Consider the following 20,089-nt stretch of genomic DNA (forward strand, 5'->3'; position numbering starts at 1 on the left):
ACGACCCGGCCGGCACCGCGCCCGGCCGGGTCGACCGCGACGACTGGAACGCCATGGAGGAGTCCCGGCCCCGGTGACCTCCATGGCGTTCCACCCACCGGCGGAGCGGGGGCGGAAGCGCGGCGGGTGGCCGGTTCGGAGCCGCCTGAGGGCGTCGCGCACGGCCGCGTCCGAATCCCGCCAGCCGACGGCCGGACCTGCGAGGCAGGATCGGTGTCATGGAACTCGACTTCGAGCGGTGCTACCGGGCCGTCGACAGCCGCGACCAGCGGTTCGACGGCTGGTTCTACACCGGCGTGACGTCGACCGGGATCTACTGCCGGCCGTCCTGCCCGGCGACCACGCCGAAGCGGCAGAACGTCCGGTTCTTCCCGTCGGCCGCCGCCGCGCAGGGCGCCGGCCTGCGGGCCTGCCGCCGCTGCCGCCCCGACGCCGCCCCCGGCTCGCCCCAGTGGGACGTCCGGGCCGACGTGGTCGGACGCGCCATGCGGCTGATCGCCGACGGGGTGGTCGACCGGGACGGCGTGCCGGGGCTGGCGGCGCGGCTCGGCTACACGGAGCGGCACCTGCACCGGATGCTCCGGGCCGAACTGGGCGCGGGGCCGCTGGCACTGGCCCGGGCGCAGCGGGCGCAGACCGCCCGGATCCTCATCGAGACCACCGGGCTCGGCCTGGCGGAGGTGGCGTTCGCCGCCGGGTTCGGCAGCGTCCGGCAGTTCAACGACACCGTCCGGGAGGTGTACGGGGCCACCCCGTCCGAGCTGCGGGTCAGCCGGGGCGGCCGGCGGGTGGCGGGCGGGGCGGGCACGATCACGCTCCGGCTGGCGTACCGGCCGCCGTTGCACGCCAAGGCGCTGCTGGACTTCCTCGCGCTGCGCGCGCTGCCGGGCGTCGAGGAGGTGCGCGACGGGGCGTACCACCGGGGGTTGCGGTTGCCGCACGGCCCCGGCACCGTGTCGCTGACCCCGGCCGACGGGCACGTGGCCGCCACCCTGCGGCTGGCCGACATGCGCGACCTGGCCCCGGCGGTGGCCCGCTGCCGCCGCCTGCTCGACCTGGACGCCGACCCGACCGCGGTCGACGCCACCCTGGCGGCGGACCCCGTCCTGGCCCCCGCGGTGGCCGCCGAACCCGGCGTCCGCCTCCCGCACGCCGTGGACGGCTTCGAGATGGCCGTCCGCGCGATAACCACCCAGCAGATCTCCCTCCGATCGGCGCGAACCACCCTGACCCACCTCCTGGCGGCCACCGCTCACCCCGCTGATCATGAGGTTGACGGCGAAGTCGATCTCCAGAACAGCGGCCAACCTCATGATCGACCGCTGGGGTTGCGGGCCTTTCCGAGCGCGGAGGAGGTGCTCTCGGTGGACGACCGCGCCTTTCGGATGCCGGGGGCGCGGCGGGAGACGATCCGGGCCGTGGCCCGGGCCGTCGCCGACGGGGAGCTGGACCTGGCACCGGGTGGGGACCGGGAGGAGGCGGTGCGGCGGCTGACCGCGCTGCCCGGGGTCGGGCCGTGGACCGCGGGCTACGTGGCCATGCGCGCGCTCGGCGACCCCGACGTCCTCCTCCCCACCGACCTGGGCGTACGCCGGGGCGCCGCCGCCCTCGGCCTGCCCGACGACCCGAAGATCCTGAACTCGTACGCGGACCGCTGGCGCCCCTGGCGGTCGTACGCAGTGATCCGACTCTGGAGAGCGGCATGACCACACTGGACAGCACCGTCATCGACACCCCCGCCGGCCCGCTGAGCGTGCTCGCCGGACCCGCCGGGGCGGTACGCGCGGCCGGCTTCACGGCCGACCCGGCGGCCCTCGTACCCCTGGTCCACCCCGGACTGCGCGGCGCGCTGCGCGAGCGGGCCGACCTCGGCCCGGTCACCGCCGCCGTCCGCGCCTACCTGGGCGGGGACCTGGCCGCCATCGACACGGTCCCGGTCGAGCAGCGGACCGACGGCGCCTTCCTGGCCCACGCCTGGCAGGTGCTGCGGGACGTCAAGCCGGGCGATCCGGTGACGTACACCGGTTTCGCCGCGCTGGCCGGGCGGCCGCCGGCGGTCCGCGCCGCCGCGGCGGCCTGTGCCCGCAACGCCGCGGCGCTCTTCGTGCCCTGCCACCGGGTGCTGCGCACCGACGGCACGCTCGGCGGCTACCGCTGGGGGCTGGACGTGAAGAAGTGGCTTCTCGGGCATGAGGGACGGGTGACCGCTAGCTGACAGCGGTGCTGTCGCCCCCTGCCGCTACCGTCGGGTAGTGCCTGCGCAGAGCGACGGCAACCCCGCGGCGTCCCACGGCGCCCGTCCCCACCCGCTGCGCAACCTCTGGCGACTGCGCCCCTACCTGCGCCCCCACGCGGCGGAGTTCGCCTGGCTGCTGCTCGCCGCCCTGGCCGCCACGGCGGCGAGCCTGGCCGTGCCCCTGGTGGTGCAGCGGGTGGTGGACGGGCCGGTGGCCCGACACGACGTGGCCGGGCTGCTCCGGCTCGGCGCCCTCGCCCTGCTGCTCGGCTTGGCCGAGGCGGTGCTCATCTTCATCCGGCGGTGGACCCAGTCCTCCTCCTCGGTCGGCATGGAGGCGGCCATCCGGGCCGACATCTACGCCCACCTGCAACGCCTGCCCACCGACTTCCACGACCGGTGGCAGTCCGGCCAGCTGCTCTCCCGGGTCACCAGCGACCTGTCGGTGATCCGCCGGTTCCTCTCCTTCGGCCTGCTCTTCCTGGTGCTCAACCTGATCACCTACGCCGCCGTCGTGGTGCTGCTGGTCCGGCTGCACCCCTGGCTCGGCCTGCTGGTGGCGGCCAGCGCCGTCCCGCTGTTCCTGATCAGCCGCCGGTTCGCCCGCCACTACCACGCGGCGTCCCGCCGGATGCAGGACCAGCAGGGCGACGTGGCCACGCTGGTCGAGGAGACCGCACAGGGGCTGCGCACCATGCGGGCGTACGGGCGGGGGCCGGAACTGGCCGCCCGGTTCGCCACCGGCGCCCGGAGGCTGCACGACACCGGGATCCGCAAGGCCCGGCTGCTGGCCCGCACCTCCGCCCTGTTCGACCTGGTGCCCAACCTGACCCTCGGGGTGGTGCTGGTGGCCGGCGCCGCCGCCGTCGCCCGGGGCGGGCTCACCATCGGCGCGCTGGTGGCCTTCGTCAGCCTCCAGCTCATGCTGATCTGGCCGGTGCAGTCGCTCGGCTGGATCATCGCCAACGGGCAGGAGGCGGCGACCGCCGCCGACCGGATCCAGGAGGTGCTGGACACGCCACCCTCCATCGTGGACGCTCCGCACGCCCGCCCGCTGGACCGGGCGGAGGTGCGCGGCCGGCTGCGCTTCGAGCGGGTGAGCTTCCGCTACCCCGGCAGCCCGGCCCCGGTGCTGCGCGAGGTGGAGCTGACCGTCGAGCCGGGCGAGACGCTGGCCCTGGTCGGTGCGACCGGCTGCGGCAAGAGCACGCTGCTGTCCCTGGTCCCCCGGCTCCACGAGGTGACCGGCGGCCGGGTCACGCTGGACGGGCACGACCTGCGCGACCTGCGGCTCGGTTCGCTGCGCCGGCTGGTCGGGGTGGCCTTCGAGGAGCCGACGCTGTTCTCCATGTCGGTCTGGGAGAACCTGACGCTGGGCCGGCCGGAGGCCGGCGAGGAGGAGGTCCGGGCCGCGCTCGCGCTGGCCCAGGCGGAATTCGCGTACGACCTGCCGTGGGGGCTGGCCACCCGCGTCGGCGAGCAGGGGCTCTCCCTCTCCGGCGGGCAGCGGCAGCGGCTGGCGCTGGCGCGGGCGGTGCTCGGCCGGCCCGCCGTGCTCGTGCTCGACGACCCGCTCTCGGCGCTCGACGTGCACACCGAGGCGCTGGTCGAGGCGGCCCTGCGCCGGGTGCTGCGGGACACCACGGCCCTGCTCGTGGTGCACCGGCCGTCGACGGTGGCGCTGGCCGACCGGGTGGCGCTGCTCGACGGCGGCCGGATCGTCGCCGTGGGCACCCACTCCGAACTGCTGGCCGGGGTCCCGGCCTACCGGGCGGTGCTCTCCGCCGAGCCGGACCGGCGGACGGACGACGCCGGCCTGGTGCGGTCGTGACCGGGCCCGCCGTGCCGCCCCGGATACCCCGGCAGCGCGGCGACCCCACCCGGCCCCGGCGCGGCGACCCCGACCTCGACCGGTCCCGGCCGCGCGGCGACCCCGACCTCGCCCGGTCCCGGCCGCGCGGCGACCTCGACCTCGACCTGTCCCGCTGGCGCGGGCGGGCCACCGACCCCGACGCCGACCGCAGCCGGGCCGAGGACTCGTCACCCGAGGCGGTGGCCCGGCTCCGGCGCCGCAGCCGGACCCTGCTCCGCGACCTGCTCCGCCCGCACCGGGCCCGCCTCGGGGTGGCCGTCTCCCTGCTGCTGGCCCAGAACGCCGCCGCGATGGCCGGCCCGTACCTCGTGATGCTCGGCATCGACCGGGGCATCGGGCCGCTGCGCGCCGGCGACGCGGGCCCGCTGATCGCCGTCGCCGCCGCGTTCGTCGTCGCCACCGGCACCGAGTACGCGACCCGGCGCGCCTTCCTCGCCCTCGCCGCCCGGATCGGCCAGGCCGTCCTGCTCGACCTCCGCAACCGGGTGTACGGCCACTTCCTCCGCCTCGACGTCGGCTTCCACGAGCGCTACACCTCGGGCCGGATGGTGTCCCGGCTGACCAGCGACCTGGACTCGATCGCCGAACTGGTCGACGGCGGGATCGACAAGCTCGTGATGGCCGCGCTGTCGGTGCTGTCGGTGGCGGGCATCCTGCTCTGGCTGGACCTGCCGCTGGCCGCGGTCACCCTGCTCGCCTTCCCGTTCCTGTTCTGGCTGTCCCGCTGGTTCGCCCGCGCGTCCGCCGGGGCGTACCGGCGGACCCGGGAGGCGGTGGCGCTGGTCATCGTGCACTTCGTCGAGTCGCTGCGCGGGATCCGGGCGGTGCAGGCCTACCGGCGGGAGCCCCGCAACCAGCGCATCTTCGCCGCCGTCAACGACGACTACCGGCAGGCCAGCCTGCGCGCGTTCCGGCTCATCGCGGTCTACTCACCGGGCATCCGGCTGATCGGCAACCTGACCGCCGCGGTGGTGCTCGGCTACGGCGGCTGGCGGGTGCTGGGCGGGCGGACCGAGGTGGGCGTGCTCGCCGCGTTCCTGCTCTACCTGCGCCGGTTCTTCGAGCCGATGGAGGAACTGAGCCAGTTCTACAACGCGTTGCAGTCGGCCACCGCGGCGCTGGAGAAGCTGGCCGGGGTGCTGGACGAGCGGCCGGCCGTGGCCGAGCCGGCGCGGCCGGTGCGGCTGCCCGCCGGACCGGGGCGGGGGGCGGTGGTGTTCCGCTCGGTCCATTTCGGCTACCGGCCCGAGGCGCCGATCCTGTCCGGCCTGGAGCTGACCGTGCCGGCCGGGCAGACCGTCGCGCTGATCGGGCCGACCGGCGCCGGCAAGTCCACCATCGCCAAGCTGCTGGCCCGGTTCCACGACCCGGCCTCCGGCACCGTGAGCCTCGACGGGGTGGACCTGCGGCACCTGGCCGACGCCGAGCTGCGCCGGGCCGTGGTGCTGGTCACCCAGGAGAACCACCTGTTCAGCGGCTCGATCGCGGAGAACATCCGGTTCGGCCGTCCGGACGCCGACGACGCGACCGTGGAGGCCGCCGCCCGCGCCATCGGCGCGCACGACTTCATCGCCGCGCTCCCCGACGGGTACGCCACGGACGTGCACCGGCGCGGCGGCCGGCTCTCCGCGGGGCAGCGGCAGCTCGTCGCGTTCGCCCGGGCGTTCCTGGCCGACCCGCGGGTGCTGATCCTCGACGAGGCCACCTCGTCGCTGGACGTGCCCACCGAGCGCCTCGTGCAGCGGGCGCTGCACAGCGTCCTGCGGGACCGCACCGCGCTGGTCATCGCGCACCGCCTCTCCACCGTGGAGATCGCCGACCGGGTGCTGGTCCTCGACGGCGGCCGGATCGTGGAGGACGGCTCCCCGGCCGAGCTGGCCGCGGCCGGCGGCCGGTACGCCGCCCTGCACCACCAGTGGCGCGACTCCCTGATCTGACCGGCCGCCGTGGTGACGTTGCGGTGCCGGACACCGCCACGAGGGCGAAAGTCGTGGAGCGGCACGGGTCGGCTGCCTACGATCGGCTGATGACCGACACGGCGAGGACGGCCCGCGCCGGCGTCCCCGAGCGTCCGACCCTGAACGGCATCGAGGAGACCTGGGCGCGCCGCTGGCAGGAGGACGGGACGTACGCGTTCGACCGCTCGAAGGAGCGATCGGACGTCTACGCGATCGACACCCCGCCGCCGACCGTATCGGGCGAGCTGCACATGGGGCACGTCTTCTCCTACACGCACACCGACACGGTTGCCCGCTTCCAGCGGATGCGCGGCCGCACGGTCTTCTACCCGATGGGCTGGGACGACAACGGCCTGCCCACCGAGCGGCGGGTGCAGAACGTCTACGGGGTGCGCCCCGACCCGGCGCTGCCCTACGACCCGGGCTGGCAGCCGCCGGCCGCACCGGTGAGCGAGGCGGCCCGGAAGGACCCGGTGGCGATCTCCCGGCGCAACTTCATCGAGCTGTGCGAGGTGCTCACGGCGGAGGACGAGAAGATCTTCGAGGCGCTGTGGCGGCGGCTCGGGCTGTCGGTGGACTGGTCGCTGACCTACACGACGATCGGGCGCGTGGCCCGGGCGACCAGCCAGCGCGCGTTCCTGCGCAACCTGGCCCGGGGCGAGGCCTACCAGGCCGAGGCGCCGACGCTCTGGGACGTCGGCTTCGCCACCGCCGTGGCCCAGGCCGAGCTGGAGGACCGGGAGCGCCCGGGTGCCTACCACCGGCTGCGCTTCCACGCCCCCGGCGGGCGCGAGGTGCTGATCGACACCACCCGGCCGGAGCTGCTGCCGGCCTGCGTGGCGCTGGTGTGCCACCCCGACGACGACCGCTACGCCGACCTGGTGGGCACGTCGGTCCGTACCCCGATCTTCGGGGTCGAGGTGCCGGTGCACGCGCATCCGCTGGCGGACCCGGCCAAGGGCACCGGCATCGCGATGGTCTGCACCTTCGGCGACCTGGCCGACGTGACCTGGTGGCGGGAGCTGCGCCTGGACACGCGGGTGGTGATCGGCCGGGACGGTCGGCTGCTGCCGGAGGCGCCGGCCGGCGTGCCCGCCGAGCCCTACGCGGCGCTGGCGGGGCAGACCGTGAACGGCGCCCGGCGCACGGTCGTCGAGCTGCTGGCCGACGCGGGCGACCTGGTGGGCGAGCCGCGCCCGATCACCCACCCGGTGAAGTTCTACGAGCGCGGCGACCGGCCGCTGGAGATCGTCTCCACCCGGCAGTGGTACCTGCGCAACGGTGGCCGCGACCTCGACCTGCGCGAGGAGTTGCTGGCCCGCGGGCGGGAGCTGCGCTGGGTGCCGGAGCACATGCGACACCGCTACGAGCACTGGGTGGGCGGTCTCACCGGTGACTGGCTGGTCAGTCGGCAGCGCTTCTTCGGCGTGCCGGTGCCGGTGTGGTACCGGCTCGACGACACTGGCGAGCCGGACTGGTCCCAGCCTCTCACACCGGATGAGTCGATGCTCCCGGTCGACCCGTCGAGCGACCCGCCGCCGGGCTACGGGGAGGCGCAGCGCGGGGTGCCGGGCGGCTTCGTCGGCGACCCCGACGTGCTGGACACCTGGGCCACCTCGTCGCTGACCCCGCAGATCGTCGGCGGCTGGGAGACCGACGAGGACCTGTTCCGGCGGGTCTTCCCCATGGACCTGCGCCCGCAGGGGCAGGAGATCATCCGCACCTGGCTCTTCGCCTCGGTGGTGCGGGCGCACCAGGAGCAGGGTGTGCTGCCCTGGCGGGACGCCGTGCTCTCCGGCTGGATCCTCGACCCCGACCGGAAGAAGATGTCCAAGTCCAAGGGGAACGTGGTCACCCCCATGGGCCTGCTGGAGCAGAACGGTTCGGACGCGGTCCGCTACTGGGCCGCCAACGGCAAGCCCGGCATGGACCTGGCCTTCGACCCGGCGCAGATCAAGGTGGGCCGCCGGCTCGCCACGAAGCTGCTCAACGCCTCGAAGTTCGCCCTCGGGCTGGGCGCCGCGGACGCGCTGCGCGCCCCGGCGACCGCGCCGTTGGACACCGCCATGCTCGCCGAGCTGTCCGGCGTGGTCGCCACGGCGACCACCGCCTTCGACGGGTACGACCACACGGCCGCTCTCATCGCCACGGAGGCGTTCTTCTGGCGCTTCTGCGACGACTACATCGAGCTGGTGAAGGAACGCGCCTACGGCACCGGGCCGGGTGCCGACTCGGCCCGGGCGGCGCTGGCCACCGCGCTCTCGGTGCAGTTGCGGCTCTTCGCCCCGGTGCTGCCCTTCGTCACCGAGGAGATCTGGTCGTGGTGGCGCTACGGCTCGGTGCACCGCGCGCCCTGGCCCACCACCTACGAGGTGGGCCGGGCGGTGCAGGCGCCGGGTGACCCGGAGCTGCTGCGGCTGGCCGCGGACGCGCTGGGCCAGGTGCGCCGGGCCAAGTCGGAGCGGAAGCTGTCGATGAAGGCCGAGGTGCCGCTGGCCGAGGCGCTCGGGCCGGCCGCCCTTCTCGACCGGCTCACCCTGGTGGCCGACGACGTCCGGGCCGCGGGCCGGATCGCCAAACTCGACCTGCTTCCCGACCGCACGACCGAACTCGTCATCGCCTGCGCCTTCTGACCCGCCGCACGGCTCGGCCCGCCGGAGACGGGATGGCGGCTCAGGCGCCCGGTTCTCCCCGCAGGGGCTCGGCCGCCGGGAACGGAGTGGCTGCTCGCCCACGCCGTTCCCGGCGAGCGGCGCTCAGGTGGCCGAGCAGGCGGTGTCGAGCTGCTTCATGGCGGTGGTCAGCGGGGCCTTGCTCGGCGCCTTCTTCGGGGCCTTCGCCCACGTGTCCGCCAGGTCCGACATGGCGGCCGCGACCTGCTTCACGGCGTTGTTGACCGTGTCGCTGGTGGTGAAGGCATTCGCGTAGAGGGACGCGGCCCCGGCGGAGTACTGGGCGCTGACCGCGGAGTGCCCGGCCGGCGGGCCGATCTTCTCCGCCGCGGCGACCTTCTTCAACGCGGCCTCGACGTCCTTGTCGACGGCCGTGCAGGCGGCCTTCGTGGCGGCGTCCACGGCCGGCGCGGCCGGCGCCGTGGCGCTCGGCGCGGCGGCCGGCACCGTGGTCGCCGTGCCGGCGCCGCCGGACGCCGCCGGCTTGTCGCCGTCGTCGCAGCCGGCCATGACGAGCACCGCCACCGCGGCCGGAATCAGCGGTGCGAGCCGAGTTGTGCGCATTCGTTTTCTCCCCGTTGGTCTCATGCTTTCGCCCGCCGGAAGCTACCAGACCCCGGTCGGCCGCGATGTGGGATATCGGCGTTCCGTCGATGTCCACTCTGGAGGCGGATACGCCGGGGCCCCGCTCCGCGCCGCCTGCGTCAGGCGGGCCGAGCGGGGCCCTCTCCGTGCGGGTCAGCTGGTCTCGCCGGCCACGCTGAACGAGCGGAGGCGGTCCACCGCGAGGGCCGTGAAGCCGACCGCGATCAGCGCGCTCATCACCGAGGCGACCGGCACGGACACGTTCGTGGCGAGCATCTCGGTCGGTGCGATCCGGTCGGCGAGGGCGATCACGTACTGCTGGATGGAGAGCACCTTCGTGCCGCTGACGAAGTTGCCGAGCAGCCCCTCCCAGATCAGCACGTAGACGAGGCCGAGCAGCACCGGCCGCCGGGTGAGCAGGCTGAGCGCCACGAAGAAGGCGCAGTAGGCCAGCGACCCGATCGATGCGGCGACGGCGAGCGCCACGCCGAGGCGTACCGAATGGGCGAGCACGCCCGCGACGTAGAGCGGCACGGCGACGGTGACCGCCGTGACGCCGGCGGCCACGGCCAGCTTCGGCAGGATGATCTGCCAGCGCGGCAGCGGCTTCGTGAGGATGTGCACCACCGTGCCGTCGTCGATCTCCGCGCCGAGCACGCCGGTGCCGACGATCAGCGCGACCACCGGCAGCACCACGGCCAGGCCGAGCCCGACCAGCACCGCCGGCCCCCACTCGCCCGGGTCGACGCCGAGCGAGCGGGAGAGGATCGCCAGCGTCAGCAGCAGCACGGGCAGCGGGAGGAGCAGCAGGAAGCGGCGCCGGCCGAACAGGCCGCGCGCGGTGATCCAGGAAACGGTCGACATGCTCAGCTCCCCACCAGGTAGGAGAAGACGCTCTCCAGCGATTCGTCCTCGGGCGTCAGCGACCGGACCCGGAGGCTCCGCGCCAGCGCGATCTTGGGCAGCGCCCGGGTGAAGGCGCCGTAGTCGCCGGCCCGCACGGTCAGCCCGTCCCGGCCCAGCTCGACCCCGGTCACCGACTCCTCGGCCATCAACGCGACCGCGAGGGCCCGGTCGTCGGTGGAGCTGACCCGGAAGACGTGCGGCCGGTTGGTCATCAGCCGGCGGATGGTGCGGTAGTCGCCGGAGGCGGCCAGCCGGCCGGCGACCATCACCTGGACGGTGCCGGAGACCTGCTCGACCTCCTCCAGGATGTGCGAGCTGAACAGGATGGTCCGGCCGGCGTCGCCGAGCCGGTGCAGCAGGGCCATCATGTGCAGCCGCTGCCGCGGGTCCATGCCGTTGAACGGCTCGTCGAGCAGCAGCACCTGCGGATCGTGCACGAGGGCGGCGGCCACGCGGGTGCGCTGCCGCATGCCCTTGGAGTACGTGCCGATCTTCCGGTCCTGCGCGTCCTCCATCTCGACCAGCGCGATGGCGGCACGGGCCGCCGCCTCCGGGTCGGGCAGCCGGTGCAGCTTGGCGCTGGCCAGCACGAACTCGTACGCGCTCAGGAAGGTGTGCACCGCCTCCCGCTCGCTGACCAGGCCGAGCCGGCGGTAGACGTCGGGGTTGCGCCAGGTCGGTGAGCCGTCGAGGGTGACCGCGCCGCGGGACGGGGCGAGGAAGCCGGCCATCATGTGCAGCAGGGTGGTCTTGCCCGCGCCGTTCGGGCCGAGCAGGCCGGTCACGCCGGGGCCGAGCCGCATGGTGACGTCGTTGACCGCCACCACGTTGCCGTACCAGCGGGAGACGCCGGCCAGGTCGAGGGTGGAGGCGGGGGTCGCCGGGGCCGCCGGCTCGGCGCTGATCGTGGTCATCGGGCGGCCACCTTCCGGTATCGCAGCAGCAGCAGGGCGACGCAGCCGGCCACCAGCAGCACGGCGACGGCCACGTAGACCGGCCCGAAGCCGCCGATCTGCGTCTCGGGGTCCCCGCCGGGGACGAGCAGGTCGCCGAGGGTGTACTGGCCGACCGCATGGATCAGGGCGGTGGGCGAGCCGAGCATCGCCAGCTCGTTGACCGTGCGGGACGGCATGATCGAGAGGATGCCGACGATCGGGGCGGTCATCAGGAACACGGCCACGATGCCGCCGGCCGCGAACGCCCGCTTGCCGGTGAGCGAGGCGATGAGCAGCCCGACCGAGGCGAACACCACCGCCCACAGGGCCGCGTAGAGCAGGCCGGGCAGCAGGTCGAGCAGCTCGTCCCAGACCCCGCGCATCCCGTTGTCGGTGGTGAACGCGGCGCCCAGGAACATCACCAGCTGCGGCGCCCCGAGCAGCAGCCAGAGCGCGGTGACCAGCGACCCGAGCTTGGCCAGGGCGTAGTCGCCGCGCGGCAGCGGGCGGGAGAAGTAGAGCGGCAGCACGCCGCTGTGCAGGTCGCGGGAGACCAGCTCCGGCCCGACCACGGCGACGAAGAAGATGACCAGCCAGCTCATCGCGTCGGCGAACTGGGCGTACGTCATGACGACCTGGCCGGTCTGGGTGCGTACCGCGGTCAGCCCGGCGGCGACGACCAGCACGATGCCCATCACCAGCCAGGGGAAGATCTTCGCCTTCGCCGACCGGCCCAGCCCGAAGGCGGAGCGCAGGCCGTGCAGGTAGAGCGCACCGAAGACGTGCCGACGGCCGAGCCGCGGGCCGGTGTAGCGCTGGTAGCCGATGTCGTGGATGACGCCGGTCGGCTCAGACATTGCTGGGCTCCCTCGTGGCGAAGAGTTCGGCCACCCGGTGCCGCCGCTGGTCGAGCCGGTGCAGCGGCAGGTCCAGCTCGGCGACCGCGCCGATGATCAGGTCGTAGGTGGCGTCGTCGGCGAGCGGGACCAGCAGCAGCCGCCCCTCCCGGGACACCGGCAGGTCGAGTGCGGCGAGCCGGGCGGCCAGGTCGTCCGTACCCTCGCTCACCTCCACGGCGAGCACGTCGGTGGCGGAGGTCATCGCGGAGATGCGGTCGGCGCGCAGCAGCCGGCCGCCGTCGATGGCGACCAGGGTGTCGCAGATCCGCTCCACCTCACCGAGCAGGTGCGAGCAGACCACGACCGAGATGCCGAACTCGGTGCCGATCCGGTGGATCAGGGCGAGCATGGCGTCCCGGCCGGCCGGGTCGAGGCCGTTGGTCGGCTCGTCGAGCAGCAGCAGGTCGGGGTCGTGCACGAGGGCCTGTGCGAGCTTCACCCGCTGCTTCATGCCGGTGGAGTAGCCACCGACGGCCCGGTGCCGCTCCTCGTGCAGCCCGACGTGGCGCAGCGCCTCGGAGGCCCGCTCCCGGGCCACCGTGCGGGGCAGCCCGCTGATCCGGCCGAGGTGGGTGACCAGCTCGGCGGCGGAGAGGTCGGGCGGGAGGGCGTCGTGCTCGGGCATGTAGCCGACCCGGGCGCGGACGGCCGCGGGGTCGGTGGTGGGGTCGAGGCCGAGCACGGAGACCCGACCGCTGGTCGGGGCGAGCAGGCCCAGCAGGATCTTGATCAGGGTGGACTTGCCGGCGCCGTTCGCGCCCACCAGCCCGATGATCCCCGGCTCGACCGACACCGTGAGGTCGGCCAACGCGGTGACCCGGCCTCCGTACGTCTTGGTCAGCGACTCGGTCGCGAGCAGTGTCACGACGCCCAGCGTAGGAAGTCCGGGCCGTCCCGGGTACAGGGAAACGCTCGGGGTTGCCCCTGATTCCGCCCGGACGGGTCGGTAAGGCTTCCGTAAGCGGCCGGGCCGGTGACCGCCGGCCGCCGTGGCAGCAGACTCGACGCATGTCGATCCGTCTGCTACGCGCTCCGCTGACCTGGGTCGCGGTGGCCGTCCTCGCGGCCGGCGCGGCCGCCGGCCTGTACTGGTTCCAGCCGTGGAAGCTGGTCACCGACACCGAGGTGCACGAGGACCTCACGGCGGTCTCCGGCGAGCCGGCGGCGCCGCCCGGCACCGCCACGCCGGCCGCCGCCCCCGCCTCCACCGGTCCGGTGCTGGTCAGCCGGGGTGACTTCGTCAGCCACGAGCACGAGACCCGCGGCCGCGCCCGGCTCGTCCGCACCGCCGACGGCCGGCACCGGCTGGAACTGGTCGGGCTGGACACCTCGAACGGTCCGGATCTTCAGGTCTGGCTGACCGACCAGCCCGTCCGGACCGGGCCGTCCGGGTGGCGCGTCTTCGATGACGGCCGGCACGTGGCGCTCGGCCCGCTGAAGGGCAACCGCGGTGACCAGGCGTACGAGATACCGGCCGGGACCGACTTCAGCGGGCTGACCAGCGTCTCGATCTGGTGCGAGCGGTTCGCCGTCTCGTTCGGCGCGGCCCCGCTCACCGCCCCCGGCTGAAGCGCCCCGGGACGGCCGGTTTACCGGCCGGTGACCGGGAGGTGGAGTGGCGCTCTCGACCGATCGCCGGTGGGCTGAGAAACTGTGTGCCGGCCGGTGAGTTGGGGGTTTCATGAGCAACGGGTGGGTGCTGCCCGAGGACGTGTTGCGGGACGCGCCGGCGTACGCGCCAAGGCCCGCCGAGCTGGCCGACCTGGGGCTGCTGCTGACCGGGGCGTACGCCCCGCTGACCGGTTTCATGACCCGGGACGATCTGGCCTCGCTGGGCCGGCGCGGCCGGCTCGCCGACGGCACGCCGTGGCCGGTTCCGGTGACGCTCCAGGTGCCGGCCACGCTCGTCGACGGGCTGGTGCTGGACGACCCGCTGCGCCGGGCGCTGGTGCTCACCGACGGCGAGGGCGCCCCGGTGGCCGCGATGGACGTGACCGACGTCTGGCCGGTCCGCGACGGCACGGTCGGCGTGGGCGGCGCCGTGCGCCGGCTGGGCGACGGGGGCCACGGCCCGTTCCAGCGGCTGCGGCGCAGCCCGGACGAGGTGCGGGGGCTGCTGCCCCCGGGGCGGGTGCTCGGCGTCTTCGCCGACCGTCCGCTGCACCGGCCGCAGCTCGCGCAGATCGCACACGCCGCCCGCACGCTCGGTGCGCACCTGCTGGTGCTGATCCCGGTGGGCGAGGAGGCGACCGGCGGGCTGCCGGCCGAGGCGCTGGTGCGCAGCGTGTTCGCCGCCCGGGACCGGATGCCCCCGGCCACCCTGGTGGCGGTCCCGCTGGCCCGGCGGCGGGACGAGATCAGCGACGCGCTGCTCCGGGCGCGGGTCGCCGCCGCCTACGGGGTGACCCACCTGCTCTCGACCGAGGGCATGCTCTCCGGGGCCGGCCTGCGGGTGCTGGTGCCCCGCGAGCTGGCCTACGACAGCCGCGACGGGCAGTGGCGCTGGCGGGAGGACATCCCGCCGCGCAACCGGAAGCTGGCGCTCAGCCAGGCCGAGATCGACGACCTGCTGGACCGGGGCTTCCCGCTGCCCGAGTGGCACACCCCGCCGGCGGTGGCCAAGGAGCTGGCCCGGGCGCGCCCGCCCCGCCGGCACCGGGGCCTGGTGATCTTCCTGACCGGCCTCTCCGGTTCCGGCAAGTCGACCATCGCCCGGGGGCTGGCCGACCAGCTGCGCGAGGGCGGCGACCGGAGCATCACCCTGCTGGACGGCGACGTGGTGCGCCGGGAGCTCTCGGCCGGGCTGGGCTTCAGCAAGGCCGACCGCGACCTCAACGTGCGCCGGATCGGCTGGGTGGCCGCCGAGATCGCCCGGCACCGGGGCGTGGGCATCTGCTGCCCGATCGCCCCGTACGCGGCCGCCCGGGCCACCGCGCGGGAGATGGCGCACGCCGCCGGGGCGGGCTTCCTGCTGGTGCACGTGGCCACCCCGCTGGAGGTCTGCGAGCAGCGCGACCGCAAGGGCCTGTACGCGCGCGCCCGCGCCGGCCTGATCAGCGGGATGACGGGGATCGACGACCCGTACGAGGAGCCGACCGACGCCGACCTGGTGGTGGACACCACGGACATGAGCGTCGAGGAGGCGGTCCAGCGGGTGATGGAGCACCTCACCGAGACCGGCTGGGTGGAGCCCCGCCTCCAGCCCGCCTGATCCGGCAGCACCGACCACCGGCCGCCGCCGCCCCGCTCGGGGACGGCGGCGGTTCCGCGTTCGCTTCCGTTGTCCTCCGTTGCGCGCTAGTGTTCATCTTTGTTGGAACGCGTTTGACCACGTGGAGACGGGGTCGGTGGTCGGGAGGTGACGGCGGGGTGCTGGCACGGCAGCGGCAGGCGGTCATCCTGGAACGGGTCCGCGCCGCCGGAGGCGTCCGGGTCACCGAGCTGGCCGCCGAATTCGGGGTCTCGGACATGACCATCCGGCGCGACCTGGAGACGCTGCACGACCAGGGCCTGCTCGCCAAGGTGCACGGCGGGGCGACCCTGGCCGGCCCCGGCTCGACGGACGAGCCGGGCTTCCGCGCCAAGTCGGTCCGCCAGTCGGCCGAGAAGGCGGCCATCGCCGAGCGGGCCGCGGGGCTGGTCCGCCCCGGCGCCGCCATCGCGCTCTCGGCCGGCACCACCACCGCCGAGCTGGCCCGCCGCCTGACCGACGTGCCGGGCCTGACGGTGGTGACGAACTCCCTACCGGTGGCCGAGATCCTGCACGTCGGCGGCCGGCCGGACCAGACCGTCGTGCTCACCGGCGGGGTGCGCACCCCCTCGGACGCGCTGGTCGGCCCGCTGGCCGTGGCCGCGATCGGCGCACTCCACCTGGACCTGCTCTTCCTCGGCGTGCACGGGATCAGCGAACGGGCCGGGTTCACCACCCCCAACCTCATGGAGGCGGACACCGACCGGGCGCTCGTGGCGGCCGCCGACCGGCTCGTGGTGCTCGCCGACCACAGCAAGTGGGGCACGGTCGGCATCTCCTCGATCGTCGGCCTGGACGCGGCGGACGTGCTGGTCACCGACGACCGGTTGGGGGCCGACGCGCGACGGGTACTCGAGGACAGGGTGGGTGAACTGGTGATCGTGCCAGGCACGGAGGGGGCGGAGTGAAGCGTACGCAGATCGAGCTGGCCGACGGCCGCGAGTTGATCTACTTCGACGAGCGGGACGACGCGGTGCGCGACCAGCCGGACCGTCGGGAGCTGCCGCCGCCCCCGCACGCGTCGCAGCTCCGGTACGACCCGCTGACCGACGAGTGGGTGGCGGTCGCCGTCCACCGGCAGACCCGCACCTTCCTCCCCCCGGCCGACCAGTGCCCGCTCTGCCCCTCCCGGGGCGACCGGCTCAGCGAGATCCCCGCACCCGACTACGACGTGGTCGTCTTCGAGAACCGGTTCCCGTCGCTGAGCCAGCGGGTCGCCGAGGAGCCGGCCGAGATCACCCCGTTCACGCCGGTCCGCCCCGGGCGCGGCAAGTGCGAGGTGGTCTGCTTCACCGACGACCACAACGCCTCGTTCGCCAGCCTCTCCCCCGGCCGGGTGCGCACCGTGCTCGACGCCATCGCCGACCGCACCACCGCCCTGGGCGAGCTGCCCGGGGTGGAGCAGATCTTCCCGTTCGAGAACCGGGGCGTGGAGATCGGCGTGACGCTGCACCACCCGCACGGTCAGATCTACGCGTACCCGTTCGTCACGCCGCGGACGCGGACGATGCTGGCCGCCGCCCGCCGGCACTTCGAGCGGACCGGGGGCAACCTCTACGCCGACGTGCTCGCCGCCGAACGCGCCGCCGGCGACCGCGTGGTGGCGAGCAACGAGCACTGGACGGCGTACGTGCCGGCCGCGGCCCGCTGGCCGTTCGAGGTGCACCTGGCCCCGCACCGCCCGGTGCCCGACATCCCGGCACTGGACGACGCCGAGCGCGACGCCTTCGGGCCGCTCTATCTGGACGTGCTGCGCCGCTTCGACGGGCTGTTCGACCTGCCGATGCCCTACATCGCCGCCTGGCACCAGGCCCCGGTGCACGTCGACCGGGAACTGGGCCACCTGCACCTGCAGCTGTTCAGCATCCGGCGCGCCAAGGACAAGCTGAAGTACCTGGCCGGCTCCGAGTCGGGGATGGGCGTGTTCATCAACGACATCGCCCCCGAGCGGGCCGCGGAACTGCTCCGGGCCGCGTGAGGGTCCCGGGCCCGTCCGGGAGGTCGGTCGAGAGCGCGTACGCCGACGGTGGTCACTCGCTCAGGGGTCGCCATTCGGGCGCCAGGATCGCCCAGATCTGCTTGTCGTAACGCACGCCCTCGTACGGCCATGCCTCGCGGCGCACCCCCTCCAGCGTCATGCCGAGCCGCTTGGCCACCGCCGAGCTGCGGTCGTTGTCGGCCCGGCAGTGCCACTCGGCCCGGTGCAGCCCCCGGGACGTGAACGCCCAGTCCACCAAGGCAGCGCACGCCCGGGTGACCAGGCCGCGGCCCTCGGCGGCCGGCTCCAGCCAGCAGCCGATCTCACACGAACCGAGAGCGGCGTTGAAGTCGGTGAACATCACGCCGCCGACCAGCACGCCGTCCCGCCAGATGCCGTACAGGCGGGCGCCGTCGGCGGCCTGGCGTTCGGCATACCGCCCGAGGGTGGCCCGCGCCCCGGCCAGGTCGCCGGTGACGAACCCGGACCCGACCCACGGGCGGATGTGCGCACGCGCCCGGTCGAGGTGGTCGGCGAACTCTTCGGCGTGCCAGACCTCCAACGGGGCGAGACGGGCACCGTCGCGCAGCGGCAGCGAGAACATGAGGGACCTCCCATTCACATAACAAGCGTTGTGGGAATGTACCGTGGGGGCATGCCACGCTCCAAGGGAGATCACGAGGCCCGCCGGCGCGACGTCTCCGAAGCGGTCTGGCAGGTCCTGGCCGCACGCGGCTTCACCGGCCTGACCCTGCGCACCGTCGCCGCCGAACTCGGCGCGACCACCGGCCTGCTCACGCACTACTTCCCCACCAAGCGCGCCCTGGTGGAGTACGCCCTCGACCTGCTGGAACAGCGCACCGTCTCCCGCCCTCGCCGCCACTCAGGCGAGGGGCTGGCGGCCCTCCGGGACGCGCTGCTGGACATCCTGCCGCTGACTCCCGAGGCCACCGACAGCAACCGGATCTGGGTCTCCTCCTGGGACGCCGCGCTCGCCGACCCCGACCTGAGCACCGAACACGCCCGCAGGTACGCGGCAGGTCGCGACCGGTTGACCGAGCGGGTGGCCGCGGCCCAGGATCTCGGCGAACTGCCCGGCGGCGACCCGGCACAGGTCGCGGCCGCCGCCCAGGCCTTCGTTCTCGGCCTGGTGGTCCAGGCCCTGTTCGACCCGGCGGCGTTCCCGCCACGGCGGCAGATCGAACTCCTGGACGCCTACCTGGCCACCCTGACCGCCCCGCACTGACCCGACGCCGGCAAACAGGCGCACCAACAGGGCGCGGGGGGCCCGGGACAGGGCCCCCCGCGAGGGAAGGGACGGCTGGCTGTGCGCGACAGCCGGGAAGGTTGGCTGATCGGCGCTCAAGCCGCGAGGCGACCGCGGTCAACCTTCCTGGACGGGACTGGCATCACGTCCACCCTGCTCAACGAGGCGCGCCCGTCCGGGGTGACGCCGTACCGCGGACACGACGGAGCCCGCCGGCAAAGGCGGCGGGCTCCGGTGTGAACGGTGGGGTCAGGCCGACAGCTTGCGGGCCAGGTTCTCGTCCAGCGCGTTCATGAACTCGTCGGTGGTCAGCCACGGGGCGTCCCGCGAGATGAGCAGCGCGAGGTCCTTGGTCATCTGGCCACCCTCGACGGTCTCGACGATGACCTGCTCCAGGGTGTTGGCGAACTCGGTGACCGCCGGGGTGCCGTCCAGCTTGCCCCGGTGGGCCAGGCCCCGGGTCCAGGCGTAGATCGAGGCGATCGGGTTGGTCGAGGTCTTCTCGCCCTTCTGCCACTGCCGGTAGTGCCGGGTGACGGTGCCGTGCGCGGCCTCGGCCTCGACGGTGCGGCCGTCCGGGGAGAGCAGCACGGAGGTCATCAGGCCGAGCGAGCCGAAGCCCTGCGCCACGGTGTCGGACTGGACGTCACCGTCGTAGTTCTTGCAGGCCCAGACGTAGCCGCCCTCCCACTTGAGCGCGGCGGCGACCATGTCGTCGATCAGCCGGTGCTCGTAGGTGATGCCGGCGGCCTCGAACTCCGACCGGAACTCGTTCTCGAACACCTCGGCGAAGATGTCCTTGAACCGGCCGTCGTACGCCTTGAGGATGGTGTTCTTGGTCGACAGGTAGACCGGGTAGCCCCGGTCCAGGCCGTACCGGAACGAGGCCCGGGCGAAGTCCCGGATCGACTCGTCGAAGTTGTACATGCCCATGGCGATGCCGCCGCCGGAGAAGTTGGCGACCTCCATCTCCATGGGGGCGCCGCCGTCGGCCGGGGTGTAGGTGACGGTCACCTTGCCGGGGCCGGGGACGACGAAGTCGGTGGCCTTGTACTGGTCGCCGTGCGCGTGCCGGCCGATGATGATCGGCTTGGTCCAGCCGGGGACGAGCCGCGGCACGTTCGACATGATGATCGGCTCGCGGAAGACCACGCCGCCGAGGATGTTGCGGATGGTGCCGTTCGGCGACCGCCACATCTTCTTCAGGCCGAACTCCTCCACCCGGGCCTCGTCCGGGGTGATGGTGGCGCACTTGACGCCGACGCCGTGCTCCTTGATGGCGTTGGCGGCGTCGACGGTGACCTGGTCGTCGGTCTCGTCGCGGTGCTGGATCGACAGGTCGTAGTAGTGCAGGTCGACGTCGAGGTAGGGCAGGATCAGCTGCTCCCGGATCTGCTTCCAGATGATCCGGGTCATCTCGTCGCCGTCGATTTCCACGACCGGGTTGTTTACCTTGATCTTCGCCATCGGCCGGCGCTCCTCTCGGGGGACACGTGCTCAAGCAGTACGAGCGTACTGGAAACTGGTCGG

At 73.9% G+C, this 20,089-nt stretch carries 17 protein-coding genes; 10 read left to right on the plus strand and 7 right to left on the minus strand.

The features are described 5' to 3' along the window. The first annotated feature begins 218 nt into the window (after positions 1-218). The 5 genes from GA0070214_RS13105 to valS all read left to right on the plus strand — a co-directional run bounded on the left by GA0070214_RS13105 (position 219) and on the right by valS (position 8,700). Positions 219-1,706, plus strand: a complete 1,488-nt coding sequence (locus GA0070214_RS13105) for a DNA-3-methyladenine glycosylase 2 family protein (RefSeq protein WP_091262533.1) — start codon at positions 219-221, stop codon at positions 1,704-1,706. Next, positions 1,703-2,215, plus strand: coding sequence for a methylated-DNA--[protein]-cysteine S-methyltransferase (locus GA0070214_RS13110; protein WP_091262535.1), 513 nt, complete (start codon positions 1,703-1,705; stop codon positions 2,213-2,215). Before GA0070214_RS13105 ends, GA0070214_RS13110 begins: the two co-directional genes overlap by 4 nt. A 37-nt stretch (positions 2,216-2,252) precedes the next feature. Beyond that, positions 2,253-4,067 (plus strand): ABC transporter ATP-binding protein, encoded by a 1,815-nt coding sequence (locus GA0070214_RS13115; RefSeq protein WP_091262536.1) that lies wholly within the window; start codon positions 2,253-2,255, stop codon positions 4,065-4,067. Between the two features lie 23 nt (positions 4,068-4,090). After that, positions 4,091-6,046, plus strand: a complete 1,956-nt coding sequence (locus tag GA0070214_RS13120) for an ABC transporter ATP-binding protein (protein WP_377463221.1) — start codon at positions 4,091-4,093, stop codon at positions 6,044-6,046. An 89-nt stretch (positions 6,047-6,135) separates the two neighbouring features. After that, entirely contained in the window at positions 6,136-8,700 is a 2,565-nt protein-coding gene (valS, locus tag GA0070214_RS13125; protein WP_091263098.1) for a valine--tRNA ligase, read from the plus strand. A 123-nt stretch (positions 8,701-8,823) separates the two neighbouring features. Here the strand turns inward: valS and GA0070214_RS13130 are convergent, their stop codons facing one another. The 5 genes from GA0070214_RS13130 to GA0070214_RS13150 all read right to left on the minus strand — a co-directional run bounded on the left by GA0070214_RS13130 (position 8,824) and on the right by GA0070214_RS13150 (position 12,929). Beyond that, the gene (locus tag GA0070214_RS13130) at positions 8,824-9,303 is read right to left on the minus strand and encodes a hypothetical protein (RefSeq protein ID WP_244167694.1); all 480 of its coding nucleotides are present in this window, start codon (positions 9,301-9,303) and stop codon (positions 8,824-8,826) included. Between the two features lie 174 nt (positions 9,304-9,477). Next, positions 9,478-10,188, minus strand: a complete 711-nt coding sequence (locus GA0070214_RS13135) for an ABC transporter permease (RefSeq protein ID WP_091262540.1) — start codon at positions 10,186-10,188, stop codon at positions 9,478-9,480. A 2-nt stretch (positions 10,189-10,190) separates the two neighbouring features. Continuing rightward, positions 10,191-11,144, minus strand: a complete 954-nt coding sequence (locus tag GA0070214_RS13140; protein WP_091262542.1) for an ABC transporter ATP-binding protein — start codon at positions 11,142-11,144, stop codon at positions 10,191-10,193. Then, positions 11,141-12,022, minus strand: coding sequence for an ABC transporter permease (locus tag GA0070214_RS13145; protein ID WP_091262544.1), 882 nt, complete (start codon positions 12,020-12,022; stop codon positions 11,141-11,143). The genes GA0070214_RS13140 and GA0070214_RS13145 overlap by 4 nt, the downstream gene beginning before the upstream one ends. Next, positions 12,015-12,929, minus strand: coding sequence for an ABC transporter ATP-binding protein (locus GA0070214_RS13150; protein ID WP_091262547.1), 915 nt, complete (start codon positions 12,927-12,929; stop codon positions 12,015-12,017). Before GA0070214_RS13150 ends, GA0070214_RS13145 begins: the two co-directional genes overlap by 8 nt. A 143-nt stretch (positions 12,930-13,072) precedes the next feature. On the opposite strand from GA0070214_RS13150, the gene GA0070214_RS13155 reads away from it, so the two are divergent. The 4 genes from GA0070214_RS13155 (at position 13,073) to galT (ending at position 17,292) form a co-directional block, all read left to right on the plus strand. Beyond that, on the plus strand, positions 13,073-13,633 hold the full coding sequence (locus GA0070214_RS13155; RefSeq protein ID WP_091262549.1) for a DM13 domain-containing protein: 561 nt from the start codon (positions 13,073-13,075) through the stop codon (positions 13,631-13,633). A gap of 112 nt (positions 13,634-13,745) precedes the next feature. Beyond that, positions 13,746-15,275, plus strand: coding sequence for an adenylyl-sulfate kinase (gene cysC / locus GA0070214_RS13160; protein WP_091262552.1), 1,530 nt, complete (start codon positions 13,746-13,748; stop codon positions 15,273-15,275). A 158-nt stretch (positions 15,276-15,433) separates the two neighbouring features. Then, the gene (locus GA0070214_RS13165; protein WP_091262553.1) at positions 15,434-16,222 is read left to right on the plus strand and encodes a DeoR/GlpR family DNA-binding transcription regulator; all 789 of its coding nucleotides are present in this window, start codon (positions 15,434-15,436) and stop codon (positions 16,220-16,222) included. Continuing rightward, positions 16,219-17,292, plus strand: coding sequence for a galactose-1-phosphate uridylyltransferase (gene galT / locus GA0070214_RS13170; RefSeq protein WP_091262556.1), 1,074 nt, complete (start codon positions 16,219-16,221; stop codon positions 17,290-17,292). The genes GA0070214_RS13165 and galT overlap by 4 nt, the downstream gene beginning before the upstream one ends. Before the next feature lie 52 nt (positions 17,293-17,344). Here galT and GA0070214_RS13175 read toward each other — a convergent pair whose 3' ends face one another. Then, positions 17,345-17,896 (minus strand): GNAT family N-acetyltransferase, encoded by a 552-nt coding sequence (locus tag GA0070214_RS13175; RefSeq protein ID WP_091262559.1) that lies wholly within the window; start codon positions 17,894-17,896, stop codon positions 17,345-17,347. A 51-nt stretch (positions 17,897-17,947) separates the two neighbouring features. Between GA0070214_RS13175 and GA0070214_RS13180 the strand changes: the two genes are divergently transcribed. Continuing rightward, on the plus strand, positions 17,948-18,538 hold the full coding sequence (locus GA0070214_RS13180) for a TetR/AcrR family transcriptional regulator (protein WP_208602751.1): 591 nt from the start codon (positions 17,948-17,950) through the stop codon (positions 18,536-18,538). 270 nt (positions 18,539-18,808) lie between these two features. On the opposite strand, the gene GA0070214_RS13185 is transcribed toward GA0070214_RS13180, so the two are convergent. After that, positions 18,809-20,026 (minus strand): NADP-dependent isocitrate dehydrogenase, encoded by a 1,218-nt coding sequence (locus GA0070214_RS13185; RefSeq protein ID WP_091262563.1) that lies wholly within the window; start codon positions 20,024-20,026, stop codon positions 18,809-18,811. Positions 20,027-20,089: the final 63 nt, after the last annotated feature.

It is taken from the genome of Micromonospora chaiyaphumensis (assembly GCF_900091435.1).
GTDB lineage: Bacteria > Actinomycetota > Actinomycetes > Mycobacteriales > Micromonosporaceae > Micromonospora > Micromonospora chaiyaphumensis.